At 40.0% G+C, this 17,338-nt stretch carries 15 protein-coding genes; 3 read left to right on the top strand and 12 right to left on the bottom strand.

What is annotated here, in order from left to right; all coding sequences use genetic code 11:
* Positions 1 to 166 precede the first annotated feature (166 nt).
* From QSH13_RS05665 to QSH13_RS05705, 9 genes are all read right to left on the bottom strand, one after another.
* A complete protein-coding gene (locus QSH13_RS05665; protein ID WP_196544234.1) occupies positions 167 to 1,936 on the bottom strand; it encodes a hypothetical protein in 1,770 nt (589 codons plus the stop codon).
* Between the two features lie 352 nt (positions 1,937 to 2,288).
* Positions 2,289 to 2,519: a type I toxin-antitoxin system ptaRNA1 family toxin gene (locus QSH13_RS05670; RefSeq protein WP_196544235.1), complete on the bottom strand. Its 231-nt coding sequence runs from the start codon at positions 2,517 to 2,519 to the stop codon at positions 2,289 to 2,291.
* A gap of 343 nt (positions 2,520 to 2,862) precedes the next feature.
* Positions 2,863 to 4,200, bottom strand: a complete 1,338-nt coding sequence (trbL, locus tag QSH13_RS05675) for a P-type conjugative transfer protein TrbL (RefSeq protein WP_286038917.1) — start codon at positions 4,198 to 4,200, stop codon at positions 2,863 to 2,865.
* An 11-nt stretch (positions 4,201 to 4,211) separates the two neighbouring features.
* Positions 4,212 to 4,448 (bottom strand): entry exclusion lipoprotein TrbK, encoded by a 237-nt coding sequence (gene trbK, locus QSH13_RS05680; protein WP_196544237.1) that lies wholly within the window; start codon positions 4,446 to 4,448, stop codon positions 4,212 to 4,214.
* A 10-nt stretch (positions 4,449 to 4,458) separates the two neighbouring features.
* The gene (gene trbJ, locus QSH13_RS05685) at positions 4,459 to 5,238 is read right to left on the bottom strand and encodes a P-type conjugative transfer protein TrbJ (protein WP_196544238.1); all 780 of its coding nucleotides are present in this window, start codon (positions 5,236 to 5,238) and stop codon (positions 4,459 to 4,461) included.
* A gap of 105 nt (positions 5,239 to 5,343) precedes the next feature.
* A complete protein-coding gene (gene traJ / locus QSH13_RS05690) occupies positions 5,344 to 5,706 on the bottom strand; it encodes a conjugal transfer transcriptional regulator TraJ (protein ID WP_238564006.1) in 363 nt (120 codons plus the stop codon).
* A gap of 455 nt (positions 5,707 to 6,161) precedes the next feature.
* A complete protein-coding gene (locus QSH13_RS05695; protein ID WP_235375947.1) occupies positions 6,162 to 7,013 on the bottom strand; it encodes an ABC transporter ATPase in 852 nt (283 codons plus the stop codon).
* Positions 6,997 to 7,848, bottom strand: coding sequence for a helicase RepA family protein (locus QSH13_RS05700; RefSeq protein ID WP_196544240.1), 852 nt, complete (start codon positions 7,846 to 7,848; stop codon positions 6,997 to 6,999). Before QSH13_RS05700 ends, QSH13_RS05695 begins: the two co-directional genes overlap by 17 nt.
* Complete coding sequence (locus tag QSH13_RS05705) at positions 7,833 to 8,084, bottom strand: helix-turn-helix transcriptional regulator (protein ID WP_196544241.1); 252 nt, start codon at positions 8,082 to 8,084, stop codon at positions 7,833 to 7,835. The genes QSH13_RS05700 and QSH13_RS05705 overlap by 16 nt, the downstream gene beginning before the upstream one ends.
* Positions 8,085 to 8,178: 94 nt before the next feature.
* Here QSH13_RS05705 and QSH13_RS05710 point away from each other — a divergent pair, with 94 nt between their 5' ends.
* The gene (locus QSH13_RS05710; protein ID WP_196544242.1) at positions 8,179 to 9,213 is read left to right on the top strand and encodes a LuxR family transcriptional regulator; all 1,035 of its coding nucleotides are present in this window, start codon (positions 8,179 to 8,181) and stop codon (positions 9,211 to 9,213) included.
* 177 nt (positions 9,214 to 9,390) lie between these two features.
* Entirely contained in the window at positions 9,391 to 11,106 is a 1,716-nt protein-coding gene (locus QSH13_RS05715; protein ID WP_115983594.1) for a hypothetical protein, read from the top strand.
* 94 nt (positions 11,107 to 11,200) lie between these two features.
* On the opposite strand, the gene QSH13_RS05720 is transcribed toward QSH13_RS05715, so the two are convergent.
* The 3 genes from QSH13_RS05720 to guaB all read right to left on the bottom strand — a co-directional run bounded on the left by QSH13_RS05720 (position 11,201) and on the right by guaB (position 15,774).
* A complete protein-coding gene (locus QSH13_RS05720; RefSeq protein WP_196544243.1) occupies positions 11,201 to 12,319 on the bottom strand; it encodes a tyrosine-type recombinase/integrase in 1,119 nt (372 codons plus the stop codon).
* Positions 12,320 to 12,628: 309 nt separating this feature from the next.
* Positions 12,629 to 14,206 (bottom strand): glutamine-hydrolyzing GMP synthase, encoded by a 1,578-nt coding sequence (guaA, locus tag QSH13_RS05725; protein ID WP_023581924.1) that lies wholly within the window; start codon positions 14,204 to 14,206, stop codon positions 12,629 to 12,631.
* A 101-nt stretch (positions 14,207 to 14,307) separates the two neighbouring features.
* Positions 14,308 to 15,774 carry an IMP dehydrogenase gene (gene guaB / locus QSH13_RS05730; RefSeq protein WP_109398397.1) on the bottom strand — a complete coding sequence of 489 codons (1,467 nt, stop codon included), beginning with the start codon at positions 15,772 to 15,774 and terminating at the stop codon, positions 14,308 to 14,310.
* 169 nt (positions 15,775 to 15,943) lie between these two features.
* On the opposite strand from guaB, the gene xseA reads away from it, so the two are divergent.
* Complete coding sequence (gene xseA / locus QSH13_RS05735; RefSeq protein WP_109406659.1) at positions 15,944 to 17,326, top strand: exodeoxyribonuclease VII large subunit; 1,383 nt, start codon at positions 15,944 to 15,946, stop codon at positions 17,324 to 17,326.
* The last annotated feature ends 12 nt before the right edge of the window (positions 17,327 to 17,338 follow it).

The following is a 17,338-nucleotide window of genomic DNA, read 5'->3' on the forward strand; positions in this document are numbered from 1 at the left end:
AAAAGCTCGACCCTCGACTTGTCGTGACTACGGTCTTTCATCAATCACCTATAGTTCATGAATGCCCTCAGCCATAAGAATAACCTGCTCAAACCACTAAAAATCCGTCCATTCTTGGCTGTACCGCTTATCCGGACTGACTGAAACCGGACAGAAGCAGTCATTACTACTCGTCCGACTTATCAGTCTCACCGAACAAAAATTTTCCTATGTACCAAATCGATCGCCCAACGTTGTGAATGAGTTGCTCTCCCTGCCGCAATGGCGAGTTTTCTTCATCGACGCCCGCAAGTTTGATCGCGTCTGTTATCTTTGAGCCTGTAGGGTGTGCATCTCCCACTCGCATATCATAAGCACCGGCAATTTCAGCAAATACTCTCTTGGCTTTGTCGTCTCCAATTTTCTCAGCCAAAATACTTTGGAGCAACTTGTTTGAACCGAGCTTGGCTTTCTCTTGGTGTGTAGAAAGCTTGCGTAGCTCGGTTACGTTGAGCCTGTCCGAGAACACGCGAATAATATCCTTGGCTAGTCTGAGTAGTGTCACTCTGTCTTTGCTTGCAAACCTTGATATTTGCTGCCCTACTTCAGAGTCATCAATATTATGGGTGAACAGCGATATTCCGTATTTATGCCTGAAGCCGTCTTCCAAAAGCCTCATGCTTCCAAAAAACATTTCTTCAACCGCATATGTGGATGCTGGTTTCACCATCACCTGAGCGTCCAGTAGTTCACTTGAAACCTTTCCTTCAGGAGCTACATTATGCCCCGCCCAAACATGCTGCTCCCATGGGGCGAGTCGTGCGATATCATAAGCATATACGGTAATAAGATCCGAATTGTTTATCCCGAAATGCGTTTTACATCCTGATGTGGAATTAATAGCTCCAGTTTCAGCCGTATACCACTCCAACTTAAATCCTCGACTATTGAGAAGCTCATTCACGACGCTGACCCGAAACCATAGCCAGCGGCCTATGTCCTCGTTATCAAGCTCTGCTGATCTCATTCGCGTTCCATCAGTTTCCACGATGAATTGTGGTAGACTCGGATCTGTATCGCCACGGACACGTAGGCTTTTTGATTGGTGGTCTATCCATTCCTCACGCCAAAACTCTCCCTCTACCCGTACACCTTTATAGCCTCCACTATGCCCCTCAGATCTTTCATAGTCAGTGTTCGAGTCATTCTCAGGGCCCATCATAGGGGCGTCTTCATCCTCATCTACATCCGTTCTCCAGGCTCTAAACATCGCCCAGCTTCCCCCAAAGACGTCATCAAGTTTGCGAATGGTTAGGGTGAATTTACCATTATCTCGTTCCTCATTGTGAGACTGCAGATTTGAATATACGCTGTCCTCAAATACAGGGACGTTTTCTACCCTCTGTCGGTAATATGAAAGACGGAGCGATAAATTTCTGGCTGCTAGATAATCGAGTAAAAATTCTCTTTTTATTTCTATCTGACGATACTCGCCATCTTCACTCACTGTCTCGCGAGCTACCACAACGAAATTTTCTTCAGGTCTGACCCAGTTGTCCCCCTCTTTGATCAAGCGCAACGCGACTACCAAATCAGGGCTCAGTATCCATTTTTTACCACCAACAACAGGTTGCGGGTGTACATAAACTAGATTGACACCTATTGGCTCTTTATCATTGTATTGATATTGGTCAATGGACGCATAATATCCATCTTCGTATGCATGAGGCACGGCTGAGTACCCAATGCCTATATTGTTCCATCCAAGACGTTCCTCAACTAGCTGCCGATGCTCTGGCAGGAATGCAACAGAGCCACAGCCGAAATATTCACTGACATAGCCTACTTCTTTTAGCTCCCCTTTCTTACTCTCAACAGATGCTCTCAAAGGAACCCACGCCGCGTTAGAAAATACCCTGCGAGTTTCCTTAGTCTGGAGAATCCACTCTTCACTCATGGTTGAATTTCCTTTATTTATGACAACATGCTGGGATTAAGAAATGGCCATCGCTCGATAGTCTCCTACCCGATGAGGGTCACCCACACTCGATTGTCAATAAAAATTAAATATTTTTTAAAACAAATAATTACAAATACAATTTATCTTAAAACCACAAAAATACCATATTCAGTTAACAACTACTTTACTCGATCCACCAGTTCGATCATTACCGAAAACCCAATTGCGGTCAATTATATGCTACGCATTATAGTAAATATGATTGAGTTGTTAAAATCATAATACACAAAACTATTTACAGGCCTTACAGGACTCAAAGGCGGTTAATTACCGCCTTTGAATCGACAAATCATAATGTTAACAACACTTCCTGAAGCTTAGCCTGTGCTTCCTGAAAATCCTGTTTTGTTGCATCTCCGGTTTCTGCTTGGTAATAAAGCACCGTAAACATATTGGCAACCGCTTCGGCAACTTGTGAGATCTCGCGTGCAGCATCTTGATTTATAAACTCTAACGCTGCCAGTTCGCTCGCTACGTGATGAATTGTTTTTTGAACTTCTGTATTATGTGGAGCTGTCATATATCACCTCATATTCAGGTGGTCTGTGAAAATGCAGGTCAGTGCACCATCACTGGCCTGCGTGCTTTAAAAACACTAGCTAGTAAGCCCCGCAGCTATTGAAAATGGACTATCTTCCGATTTTTCCTCAAACACATTACCGGCTAGTTCACTACAAAATTCCTCATTTTTAACTTCAATTTCACACTTTTAATGAAATTAGCTATTTCTTCTGTCGCATCTGCTTTTTCTTCAGCGGGGACAATATCAATCGGCTCATAGGCAACTTTTGCATTTAAATCTGCAGTCTAGTCGAGCAAATCGAATGCGACCAAGAAGCTACTTTGTTTCATGTTCAATACCTCTATTTATCTGATTTGTTACGATTAACAAAGTCACTAACCTCATCATTATCAGTAGTTGATTGATTCATGCTGTGTTTATCACCTCCTGACAAAGCATTATCGGAAAACTCGGCCATATCATCACGAATTGATGAATCTGCATCCTTAGTACGGTTTTGGGTGCTTACAGAAGATCTGTCCGTGCAATCGAAACCAGCGGCCTTGCTGAAAGGTGAATCGCCTGAATCAGTATTAGACTTCGCGCTTCTCTTTTGTGTTGTCTCACTACCTCCACTTGGCATTGCTCCATCAGCCATGCTGCTTTGTGCTTGCTCAAAAGCCGCCTTTATCGCGCTGATACCACTAGTCGCATTAGCAGCTCCGCTTGCTATCGCACTACCTGCAATTTTCATTCCTGTCGCTCCCATACTGGCAGCCGTCATCACTGTCCCCATCGCGGCTCCAGCACCGAATGAACCAATCCCCATCGTTCCGATATTACCGCCAGAAACTAAGCCTGAAATCATCGGTGGAACCTTGTTCACTAAAAACAGTAAGCAAAGAGAAATAACTAACATCACGGCTAATTCCTGGCTTGCCATGTTCTCACTGATTTTATTGTGATAATCCAGCAAGAATTGTTTACCAATAGCGACGATAAGTACCATAGACAATAGCTGTGCAGCTATACCAAGAATGGATTTGTAATAGTTGATCGCCATGTCAGAAGTCCATCTGGAACCGCCAAAACCAAGGAAAAACACGCCTGCGTATAATAAAATCCAACTAGCAGCTAACAGTAATAATAAATTCACTGAAATAATGGCTAATACAACCAGTACTGCCAATGCCATTAGCTCCATCATTAAAGCTGTGGCAAACTCCTTCCAGCTTAATTCTGAAGTTGCCTCAACAGTTCTGTCATATAATTCAAAGCCCATATCTAAAATGCTGGAAGGGCCTAATTTACTGCTACTTAGCCCTCCCGCCTCGGCACCCAACTGTTGTAATGAATCCACTATTGAACCTGCTATATTCATTCCATGTGTTGCATTGGAGAGTAACCACCAATAGAAACCCGTGAAAATAGTAAAACGAACCAATTCAGCAAAGAACTCACCAATATCCGCTTTACGTAGCGCCATCATGCCAAACGTCCACACCATAGAAATGGTTACTAATGTCCAAAATAACCGACTGGCAGCGCCTTCTATTGTTGGAGCCCAGGTTGAAGCTGCACTATGAAAACGATTAAGAACATCATTCATCACACCACTACTACTTAGTTCTTGTGCTAATGCAATATCAGGAAATAACCCTAATATAATTAAGAAACAACATGAGATAGTGACTTTCATAATTTATTCCCTTAAAAGTTGTCTTCTGGACTTGATTTAAATTCCCACTCTCTCATTCCCTTCGATTTTCTTATGGAGTTACATTCACCAATAAATATTTCCTGTAAACTCTTATCTTTAATTTCCGATAATGACTTTTCATAATTATCTTCATGGCATGTTATTTTATTAGCCTCTATTATTGTCCTTTCACATCCAGTTAAAAAAACACAAAATAAAGTCAACGCGATAAAAAATAAATTATTCATATTTATTACCTCAATAATTATCGGTTGGGCTTGGTTGATAATTCCATGTCCGTAATTGCTTTTCTCTTGCTGCACCGCGAGCCTCATCATCCAGTTCAGAGGATAATCTAGCCGCAGCGGCATTCTGCTGAGTAATTAATAAACTACGAATTTGTAATAGCTGGTTTGCCTGATTACTCGCCAATTGGTTTGCATAACCAATTGCTGCTAATTGTCCATTAGCGCCTTGGGCTGCTTGTTGTAAACGTTGTAATTTCCTTGCATCTTCTTGTATATTTTTTTGCTGCTGATCTAATCCACGAAATAGCGCATCGTTCGCAGATTTCTGCGATTCAAAAGCCAATATGCGATTTTCTTCCATTGCTTTTTTTTCTGATGGCGTGCATCCGCCTGTACCATTAAAGCAAGGAGATCCTCGATAATATGAAACATCCTGGAATTTACTCAGGTATGCATCCAAGCTTCCTAATTGATTCTGATAGTGCTGAAGTGTATCCGTTGCCTGTAATAAATTATCAATCGTAGTTTGAGCCTGATCCCAGATATAGGCTGCAGGTGCTAATGTGTTTTGTAATTGATTTTCATATTGTTGTAGTTGAGTTTGGTACTGTTCAATTTGCTTCGCTGTTTGGGCTACAGCTTCCATAGCAGACATAATGTTCTGGCTTAAATTCGTACCATCAAGTACGGGAATGCCTACTGACATAGCAATTGGAGGCTGTATGTAAGTCACAGTTGAAATTGAAGCGACAAACATAATTTTAGCCGCTAAAATTTTTATTTTTTGCATAGGTATACCTCTTTATAAAAGATAATTAACATTAAGATGCTGCTTTTAATTACTGGATATTTATTTTTTAAGTCTGAAGTAAATTTTAGCCACTAAAGTTTACTATTATTTTCGCATTACAATATCTTTCATTATTCTTCCTATTTCATTTTGATTAGATTCTATTTTGTTTAATACTGCTCTTATGGTTACACTGCTAATGTTTTTTGTTTTGATATTATTTGTTAGCCATAATTTTAATAGCCCTCCTAACCGACCTAAATCACCATTTATTTTTGCTAGCTCTCTAACACATTCATAATCAACTATTCCTGTTATTCGATAGCCTTGACCTACTTCCCGTAAATATTTAGCAACACTCATACCTGCTTTTCTAGCTTGAGATTCAATATTCTCTTTTTCACTTCGCAAACAATAAACTTTTATAGGCGTGCTATTCTTCCGTGTTTCGTTTAATTCTTTATTCATCATCACCTCATTAATAGCGGTAGATTATAACCTCGTAGAGCAGGATTTATTGTTGAGCACCGAAGTGCGAATAAAATCGAGTGAAGAGCGACTAACAACTTGTTGGTAGTCCTACTTCACCTATCCTGCCCTAACTTCAGAGTTCATTACTTCACTTCATACTCATACAATAAATCGCTATTTTTTCGCTATACCTAAATTAACTGCTTTATATCGCCACATTCTTACTATCATTTAATAATTTAGTGATAAAACAGCGATTAAATAGTGTCGTTATAGTGCTCAAATAGCATTTCAATAGCGTTTGAGTTGTGTTCTAGTAGTGTTAAAACATCATTTTATTGATTAGCCCTTTGGGCGAACCAAACGCCAGGAAAGAAGCTTTATTTCACAGATAAAACTTTGTTCCTTTCTTGGCGTTCAAACCATCGGCGTATGCCGATTGAATTTAGGTGTTATGTCCGCATAAAGCGGGCAATACACCTTTTGTATATCCTGAATAATTCTAAAGATCCTGCCAAAACCAAAAAATATCGGGCCCCTGTGAGTCGTTTGATCCGATTTTCTGAATTGATATCAACGCCTATAACGCGCAAACTTTCTATATCATCTTTAATTCTGGTTCGATAATTACTCATTGTCTTTGCGCTAACATCATTGCCACTTACTGCGACAAATAATGTATCAAGATACCAACCACCAGGCGGGTTATTATTATGTGTTAGTACATGGCGAGCTACTGCCTGGCTAATTCCATGTTTCAGTCGTGCAATTAATTCAGGCCGATAATATAAAGACAAATCACGCTCCAGTAACATAACAAGCGCGATACCTAGTCTTACCTTCCAAAGCCTGCGAACTCCTCCCTGACTATCCGGAAGAGGATTATTCCTCGTCATTGGTGACGGAATAACATGATCAATTAAGCCACCAATAATACGCTCCCCAATTTGATCAAGTTTTGGAGTCACAATTTCGACTGTTGCAGCCTTCAACTCCAGAAGTAATTTATTTAACCTTCCTCCACTATATTGATTGTCTGATAATACTTTCCTCAGTTTTGCAGGGTCGACCAGCAATTCTATTCCGCCATCATTTATGTCTCGCCTACGTTCTGCCACGAAAAGCATACTTTTAACAATATCAGCGTGCCGTTGACCCAGTCTTCCTGTCACTCTGCACCTGCCAAATGAAGTATCAATCCACTGACCTTTACGCTCTAAAGGCTTTTTACTCGGCTGATAAATAACCACTCTCGCCTGTAAAACTGTGCTTGTTGGAACAAGCCTCTTACCAGTTATCGTCATCGCTCATCACCACTGCTTTGTTTCTGGTTACGTTCTGGCGTTTCTTTTTTGTCAAAGTAACTGGTAATAACACCCCGCCCTCATGACGTTGAAACCAGCGTTCAGTAAAAGGCTCACCATAATTTGCTTTACTGATACCAAAGCGAACAAAATAGTTCCTTTGGCTATGCTCTATACCCCACTCAGCTGCCTCTTCAGGTGTCATAGCTGATAGATATGATTGCCAACGGATATTATCGACTAATACAGAGGAACCTCGGCTGGCTTGTTGCTGGTCTCCCGTACGCATCATGGCAGCTCCTTTGCTTGAATGGTGCAGGAAGATGATTGAGCAATTTGTCTCGGTTGATATCGCTTCCATTTTTGCAATTACTTGCGCCATTGGGCCACTGGCATTTTCTTCTTCAATATGAAAGCGCCTTAAAGTATCCAAAATTAATAAACGCCTATTTTTTGCTATATTGCGTAAATCATCAAACCATTCAGAAGACATAACATTTGGGGATTTGCCAATTAAAGGTTCAATCATGAGTGCATTTGCCACAGATTGCTGCTGCTTATAAGTAAGACTTGCACCTAAAGCATATAGTCTGTGATATATCGCTATCGTTGGATCTTCAGCAGGTAAATACGCTACATTACCTGTCATTAGCTCCCCCATTCCTAATAAATCAGGCCCACCCGCTATCTGAACAGCTAATTGCAAAGCCAGCATAGACTTACCTACACCTCCTGGAGCAACTATTGCCCCTACAGTCCCAGCGACCATATTGGGTAAAACATAGTCAAATAGAGGTGGTTCATTTGTAAATGCAGACATTATTTCAATCGCCATGATAACTCCCTGCATAAATCTCCTGGTCTAGCCGCTTTTAACAGTGATCTGCGTCTTTCTTCTATCCAGTTTTCAACTTCAACCAAATCCCAGGCAACGCTCCGACTTGTCAGCACAATACGACGAGGAAACTCCCCTCGTTGCTCGAGGTTGTAGATGGTTCGGTCTGACAATGGGATCATTTTCAACAATGTCTTACGGTTGATCAGCGTTTTTTTCGTTACTAAAGCATTCATAGCTTCTCCAATCTTTTCGTCATTCTTTAGTTGATGATGCCTGACGATTCCAGTATGTTACTGTCATAGATTGGACAAAAAGGTTGGATGCTGAATGATTGAAACAGAAGAAAAAGCGCAATATAGGCTTGGTGAATTTTATATCCCTATTTGGAAGTATTCCGATATGTCTGTATCCAACGCTGTTAGCCTATTTCGAGAAAATTGGCACTCATATTCCTTGGAGTCCAAAAGTCATAATATAATTACACTGATTGAAAAAATAATTGATCCCGCTATAGCTGAGTATTTAGTTACTCTTCCAAAAACATACTTACGCTATAGCCCAATATCAAAAGAAAACTTAACCTATAGTGAGCTAATCAAACTAAAAGGTTTCCATTTTGTTATCGACCAAATTCATATTTATCTGCGTGATTTTATTAATCATTGCACATACACAGAACAAGATCTTTTATTTATTTCGACTCAGGATATGCTTAAAGAGCTATTTTCTCTTTGTGAAGAAAAACGACCTAAAAGAACTAAATTAGCTCCTGACATTCATTTAAATACCGAAAGGAAAATGAGGCTTTGCGCCTGTTGTGGGAACCTAACAGAATTTTCCATGTTTATTAGTACATGGGAAAAATATGGTACTGTTGAAGATGATGAATACGACGACTATGAGAAAGAGGGAAAAAAAAAGCGCCCAGACTTGAGCCATACATACTGCTTAAATCATCGACCAAAATTACATGATGGCTCATGGAACGCCATGTATAAGCAAGCCATACGCTCTAAAGAACAATTTGAGCAAGAACTTCTAAGACTCCGATGCCAAATCGCTCATCCTGATCGCTATAATGCAAAATCTGGTGATACCCTAATTGATGAGTATTTTTATCATTATATGTTTGATTCACCACTCGACCCCACCAATGTAGCTGAACTTCGCGATTTGGCACGAAGAATGGTTGACTCCCGACTGACTGATAACAAAAAACGTATGCTTGTTCTCCGTAAGCAAGGTTTGTCTAACCAACAGATTGGTATCAAGCTTGGAGAAATTACCAATAAATCATTGTCAAACCAGGCTGTTTCTAAGGCAATACTCTCTGTACGTGAAGAGTTTCACTTACTTGAGTAAAAATTAGACTTAAGTGGATGGTAGCTAAAATTCTCATCAAATTTTCAATAAAAGTGAAGACCTACTTTAATGGCTCACTCACCACCAAAAGTAAATGTTCAATAAATTATCTGTATCATTGAGCTCGCGACTACTACACGGTACACTTTGTCCAAAGCTATTTGATGGATTTAAGTGATGAAAAAGCGGAATAAAAAGCAAGTTAAAGCTAATCTCTCTCGTAAATTTCGTGCGACTAAGCCATGCCAAGAGCAAATACCAATTCAGAAACAAGAAAGTTTCCTCTCTGTTTGTGAAAAGGTCATCCTTCATACAGAAGAAACTAGCGAGACTACTGTAGATTATTATTTCAGCAAAGCTGTAGTGGCAAGGGAGGAAAAATCGTTTCAAACAGAAAGGCAGGCTATTCTGAACTTGATTGCATTTTCTGACCACCCAATTACACCACTAATTCAATCAGCATTAAACCAAGATAAACGGTATGAATTTAGCGAACAAATTTATACAGTACTTTCCTTGGTGAAAAATGATGGCTCACATAGCCCCTATATGGAAATCATCAAGGCATTTATTCTTTCTGGTACAAAACAACAATATACTACTTACTTCAATTGTTTGATGGGTACTTCATCGTCTTTTAATAAAGAGTTACCTATTTTTGATATCAATATTCTGAACAATACACAGTTATTAACCTTTTATGAAGTAACTCACCGTATCCTGCTGGATAATTCACGTCAACTTCAAACCCTTGAAAAATTAACTAATTTCATATCCAATCAAGTTGGTGAATACACATCTCAAAGTCTGCTTTTTTTTGAATCCTATTTTAGCATTGATAAAAATCCCAAACACAGCCTAGATATTGCAGGGCATTTTTTTGATGCTCCCAACCTTTCGGGTGGATGCACAAACTATCTAAGTTCACTAGCATTTAATACAGTACATGCAGCTATAGCTATGGCTGATATTGAGGAAGCTAATTACTGGGTAGATTATATTAGTGATGACGAGAAAGCCGCATCTCTCAGACACTCAATTACCAAACTAGAGGAAAAAATTGGTGCGAGAACTAATCACCCATTAAATCCTGAATATATTCCTCCTTCCTCACTTGAAAAAATATCAACTCGAATGCTAATGATTTTATGTGCGTTTGTTGATGGCTGCGGTGATGATTGGGGATTCAAAACATTAAAACATTCTGGGAAATACATATTTCCTTCAGATACAATCACAGAAACACTTTTCCAGTCCCTAGCAATCAATGGATTCATTAAAATTTCCAAATCCTCTTTTAATTCTCTGGATAATTCTGTACTGGAACACTTTAATGAAATACTGTGGAATGCTAAATTTCATTTAAATGTCATAGGTATTTCAGATAACCGATTGATGGCATTACCAATATTGTTAGAAGAGTTAGAGCGCCGAAATGATAAAAATGAGGTAGCTTGGCAAATCCGTCAACTCATAACGACAGGTTATTTTTACAGCTCATTTGAGTATTATCTCGGTAACGTTGATGAAAACTGGGCAAGAGAATTTACCCTGAACGAGGCTACGATAGAACGAATAAATTTATCAACACTCAGCGGCAAAGACTTATCCTATATTGCAAAATCGTCTATTCGCTTCACAGCAGGACAATACTCAATCGGTAGTACAAGTAGCAATAAACATACTTGTAATACTCTAATTGGTAGCATTAATAGGTATTTCGACTGGGTAGATGAAGGACGTTTTTCTCATAACGAATATGAACGAAGCAAAAAACAACCAATACTTTCCTCAGAAAGATTACTCGAGCTGATTTCAGGTTTCACACCTGATGATATCTACAACCTCCCATCTTTACCTCAAGAAACAGAAGAAGAACCTGAAGAATATTGATTTTCCAGGTTCTTCATACCCATAAGGTTAGATTTGGCTTTGTACAATAACTATGTCAGGCCAAATCTTGGCTGAGTACCTTTACATTAATAGTTTAGAGTATCCACTCATCAATCATATCTGCCCAATCCTGCAACATAGCGGTGCGCTGCTCACGGTACTCTGCCTTATTATACACTGCCCTAACCCCTTTTTGCTCGTGCGCCAGGCATTTCTCTATCCAATCCGAGTTATAACCAGCTTCATGTAGCAATGTACTCGCTGTTCTGCGCAAATCGTGAGGCCCAAATTTAGCAAGGTCGTGCCCGTCTTTTTGTGCTGCTTTATAGGTGAGATCCAGTACCCGATTCATTGTTGCACTACTCATTGGTGCATCTGAATCATAGCGCGATGGTAGAATAAAATCAGAACCGCCTGCAAAGGTTTTTAAGGCAACTAAAATATCCATTACCTGACGCGATAAGAAAACCAAATGCGGATTGCGACGTTTCATTCGCTCTTTTGGGATTGTCCAAATTGCTTCACTGAAATTAATTTCACTCCAGGTGGCATTCGTTAACTCACTTTTACGTACCATTGTTAACAATAGCAGTTTTACAGCTACCCGAATTGAGGGCGTTGTCCCAACCTTCTCAAGGTAGCGATACATTAAACCAATTTCACCTGGCGTTAACGAGCGATCTCTGGGTTCAAATTTAGCAATACTTGCAGGTCTCACTAAATCTGCTGGATTTTCTACCTTCTGGCCACGTTCAACAATAGTGTCAGTGATCGCCCGTAAGTCTTCGTGCGTGATTTCATTTAACTTTTGGTTGCCAAATTTGCCCTTGAGTTCCCTGGTATAAACTGATCGCCGCATATCCCGTGTAGAATCTGCCATTTGATAGCCACGAAGCCACTTTTCAGCCCATGTACCAAATGTTTCCGCACCTTTAATTCTCGCTTTATCTCTGGCTTTTTCTCTAGCCAGGGACTTACCATCTGCCACCATTCTTTTGGCTTCCCCTAGCCGCTTTCTGGCTTCAGCTAAAGTTATCCCTCCAATACCATAACGACCAAAAGTCACCGTTTCCTGTCTGCCATTAATAGCGTAGTTATAACGAAAAGAGACAGAGCCAGCAGGCGTTACAGCGACATACAGCCCATCTCTATCATTCACTTTATAGAGTTTTTCTTTCGGTTTTAAATTTCTTAGTTTGGTATCAGTCAGCATTCATTTTCATCCTTTTTTAACGTTTTGATACCATGCAAAACAACCGTAGGAAACTATAATTCAATTCCTTTAAAAACAAAGAATTACTTATTTTTAATACCATGTAAGGATCAAAAACTATCGCATGGTATCAGTCAGTGTGCATGGCATCTGCTTGCGATAATACCGACTTTAATACCACATTCAACTTGTGCTTGACGCTGCTAATAAGTGCCAGATACGGCAAGCTATAAAAACAAAAAAGCCCATTTTTACATGGGCTTAAGTCGTTATTTTGCCAGTCAGTGCCAGCTGATTCTTATTTGGGGATTATTCCCACTCAATAGTTGCTGGTGGTTTACCGCTAATATCATAAACGACGCGGGAGATACCACTAACTTCATTAATAATGCGGTTAGAAACACGGCCTAAGAAGTCATAAGGTAAGTGAGCCCAATGCGCTGTCATAAAGTCCACAGTTTCAACGGCACGTAATGAAACAACCCAGTCATATTTACGACCATCGCCCATAACGCCTACTGAACGTACAGGTAAGAACACAGTAAATGCTTGGCTTACTTTGTTATATAGGTCAGCTTTATGCAATTCTTCAATAAAAATAGCATCAGCACGACGTAATAAATCACAGTACTCTTTCTTGATCTCACCTAATACACGAACCCCTAAACCAGGTCCTGGGAATGGGTGACGATAAAGCATATCGTATGGTAAACCTAACTCTAGACCAATCTTACGTACTTCGTCTTTAAACAGCTCTTTTAATGGCTCAACTAAGCCCAACTTCATATCTTCTGGTAAACCACCCACGTTGTGATGCGATTTAATCACATGAGCTTTACCCGTTGCTGATGCGGCTGATTCAATCACATCAGGATAGATAGTACCTTGTGCTAACCATTTAACTTGTGGCTGTTTAACGGCTTCTTCATCAAAGATTTCAATGAATGTATGACCAATGATTTTGCGTTTTTTCTCAGGATCGTTTTCGCCTTTTAACGCAGTTAAGAAACGATTTTCTGCTTCAACATGGATAATATTTAGGTCAAATTTACCTTTAAACATTTCCATAACTTGTTCTGCTTCATTCAGACGCAATAAACCGTTATCAACAAACACACATGTTAAACGCTTACCAATTGCACGGTTTAACAGTAATGCAGTCACTGAAGAATCAACACCACCTGATAACGCTAAAATAACGTGATCATCACCAATTTGCTCTTTTAAACGAGCAACGGTATCTTCAATAATTGCGGCAGAAGTCCACAGAGCATCACAGCCACAAATATCTAAAACGAAACGTTTTAAAATCGCTAAGCCTTGATGAGTATGTGTAACTTCTGGATGGAATTGAACACCATAAAAGCGTTTTTCTTCATTGGCCATAATAGCAAATGGGCAAGTTTCGGTGCTAGCTACTGTCACAAAGTCTGATGGAATAGCAGTAACTTTGTCACCGTGGCTCATCCACACATCTAATAATGGTTTGCCATCTTCGCTAACTGAATCTTGAATATCATTGAACAGTGCACAAGTTTCACGAATTTCAACTTGTGAATAACCAAATTCACGCTCACCAGAAACTTCGACGTCGCCACCTAATTGCATCGACATCGTTTGCATACCATAACAAATTCCTAATACAGGAACGCCTGCATTAAAGACATACTCGGGTGCTCGAGGACTATTGTCTTCTGTAGTACTTTCAGGGCCACCAGACAGAATAATACCATTAGGATTAAATTCACGAATTTGTTCTTCTGTAACATCCCATGCCCAGAGTTCACAATAAACGCCGATTTCACGGATACGACGAGCAATAAGCTGCGTATATTGTGAACCGAAATCAAGGATAAGAATGCGATGATTATGGATATTTGCTGTCATTTGTGGTGAATTCCAAAACAGATAAAGTCATAAAGTTGAAAGGCTTGCTAATTTATAATTAAAACAAGGTAATAACTAAAACAAGCCTTTCTCGGGATAAATTACATGCCTAAACGATAGTTAGGTGATTCTTTCGTGATAGTCACATCATGAACATGGCTTTCTTGAATACCAGCACCACTGATACGGACAAATTCAGCTTTGGTATTCAACTCTTTAATTGTTGCGCAGCCTGTTAAGCCCATGCATGAACGTAAACCACCCATTTGTTGGTGAACGATAGTTTTCAATAAACCTTTATAAGCAACACGGCCTTCGATACCTTCTGGTACTAATTTGTCTGCTGCATTATCAGTTTGGAAGTAACGATCTGATGAACCTTTAGACATTGCACCTAATGAACCCATGCCACGATAGGATTTATAAGAACGGCCTTGGAACAGTTCGATTTCGCCCGGAGATTCTTCAGTACCTGCAAACATTGAACCAACCATAACACAAGCCGCGCCTGCTGCTAATGCTTTTGCAATATCACCAGAGAAACGAATACCGCCATCTGCAATAACAGGAATGTTGCGATCTTTCAGTGCTTCTACTGCATCTGCAATAGCGGTAATTTGCGGTACACCAACGCCTGTTACGATACGTGTTGTACAAATTGATCCTGGACCAATACCTACTTTAACTGCGCTTACACCAGCATCAGCTAATGCTAAAGCACCTTCTGCAGTTGCAACATTACCACCAATAATAGGTAAGTTAGGATATAAAGCACGAGTATCACGAATACGTTGTAATACACCTTCAGAATGACCGTGAGAAGAGTCAATCAGTAAAACATCTACACCAGCCGCGACTAATGCTGCCACGCGCTCTTCATTACCTGCACCCGCACCAACAGCTGCACCTACACGTAAACGACCGTGTTCGTCTTTACAAGCATTAGGTTTACGTTCTGCTTTTTTGAAATCTTTTACTGTGATCATACCTTTCAGGTGGAAGTGGTTATCAACCACTAACGCTTTTTCTACACGTTTTTCATGCATTTTTTGCATAACGATATCGCGTGCTTCACCTTCTTGTACCGTAACTAAACGTTCTTTAGGTGTCATTACCGCAGTAACGGGTTGGTCTAAATCAGTAACAAAACGAACATCACGGCCAGTAATAATACCAACTAATTCGTTATCATTAGTCACAACAGGATAACCCGCAAAGCCATTGCGTTCAGTCATTGCTTGAACTTCACGTAAAGAAGTTTCCGGTGTTACGGTGATAGGATCAGTGACAACACCACTTTCATGTTTTTTCACGCGACGAACTTCTTCAGCTTGGCGTTCGATAGACATGTTTTTGTGGATAAAACCAATTCCACCTTCTTGAGCTAATGCAATAGCTAAAGGGGCTTCAGTCACAGTGTCCATTGCAGCAGAAAGCATAGGAACATTTAGGCGGATTGTTTCAGTCAGTTGAGTAGATAAGTCGGCAGTATTAGGAAGAACAGTGGAGTGTGCAGGAACTAACAAAACATCATCAAATGTAAGTGCTTCTTTTTTAATTCGTAACATAGCAATATCTCACCAAGGCGGCTTTTAGGAAATAGAAAATATTGCCGCGGCATTATACACACCGAAATCGGTTGCTTCTAGCTTTTTTTCAAAAATTTTATTGACCCTACCACTAACTTAGGTAGTATCAATCAATTAAGTCTTTGTTTTAAAATTTGATCTGGCTCACATGACACTACCGATAAACAATAATATTTTTACTGTTAGCCGTCTAAATAAGACCGTTCGCCAGTTATTAGAAATGGAAATGGGTCGCATTTGGATCAGTGCTGAAATTTCCAATTTTACTCAGCCCTCTTCTGGTCACTGGTATTTTACGTTAAAGGATACTAATGCCCAAATTAGAGCTGCGATGTTTCGTGGGCAAAATACTAAAGTAACTTTTCGCCCTCAGCATGGTCAGCAAGTCTTAGTTCGCGCAACAATTACCTTGTATGAACCACGAGGCGATTACCAATTGATTGTTGAAAGTATGCAACCAGCTGGTGACGGACTTCTACAACAACAATTTGAACTATTAAAACAAAAACTCAGTGCAGAAGGATTATTTGATGCCATTTACAAAAAACCGTTGCCATCACCAGCAAAACAAATCGGGGTCATCACATCTTCAACGGGTGCAGCATTACACGATATTTTAAATATTCTTCGCCGTCGTGATCCTTCATTACCTGTGCTTATCTACCCTACTGCTGTTCAAGGTATTGAAGCGCCTATGCAGATTGTTCATGCCATCGAACTTGCTAATCGCCGTAAAGAGTGTGATGTTTTAATTGTTGGCCGTGGTGGTGGTTCATTAGAAGATCTCTGGGCGTTTAATGATGAACGTGTTGCTCGTGCTATTTTTGCCAGTGAAATTCCAATTGTGAGTGCAGTTGGTCATGAAACCGATGTGACCATTGCTGATTTTATTGCCGACCTTAGAGCACCAACCCCCTCTGCTGCGGCAGAACTCATTAGTCGTAACAAACTTGAGCTATTGCGCCAATTACAATCGCAACAACAACGCCTCGAAATGGCAATGGATTACTATTTAGCGAAAAAACTTCGTGCAATAACACAGCTCCATCATCGTTTGCAGCAACAGCATCCTCATTTACGCCTTGCTCGTCAGCAAAATGTATTAGCTTCCACACAACAGCGTTTAGTTTCTAGTTTTCAACGACTATTTCAAGCCAAGCAACATCAACAAATACAACTACAAAAACGCCTTAACTACCAAGAACCTAGCTCCCAAATTCAGGCATTACTTCGTCAACAACAACTGTTGATTTACCGTATGCGAGAAAGTATTTCACAACAGTTATCTCGTCAACGTGAACAGTTTGCAATTAGCTGTTCTCGATTAGAAAGTGTGAGCCCTCTCGCAACACTTTCTCGCGGTTACAGTATTAGTGAAACAGTGTCTGGAGAGGTGCTGAAAAATACTAAACAAGTAAAAGTGGGTGATCCACTAAAAACCCGTGTTGAAGATGGCTGGATCACTAGTGAAGTAGTTAAAACACAAAAAATAAGAACAAAACGTAAAACAACCACTAAAAGTGATAATTAACCTTCATTGCTG

The sequence above is a fragment of the Proteus faecis genome (genome assembly GCF_030286765.1).
In the GTDB taxonomy this organism is placed as follows: domain Bacteria; phylum Pseudomonadota; class Gammaproteobacteria; order Enterobacterales; family Enterobacteriaceae; genus Proteus; species Proteus faecis.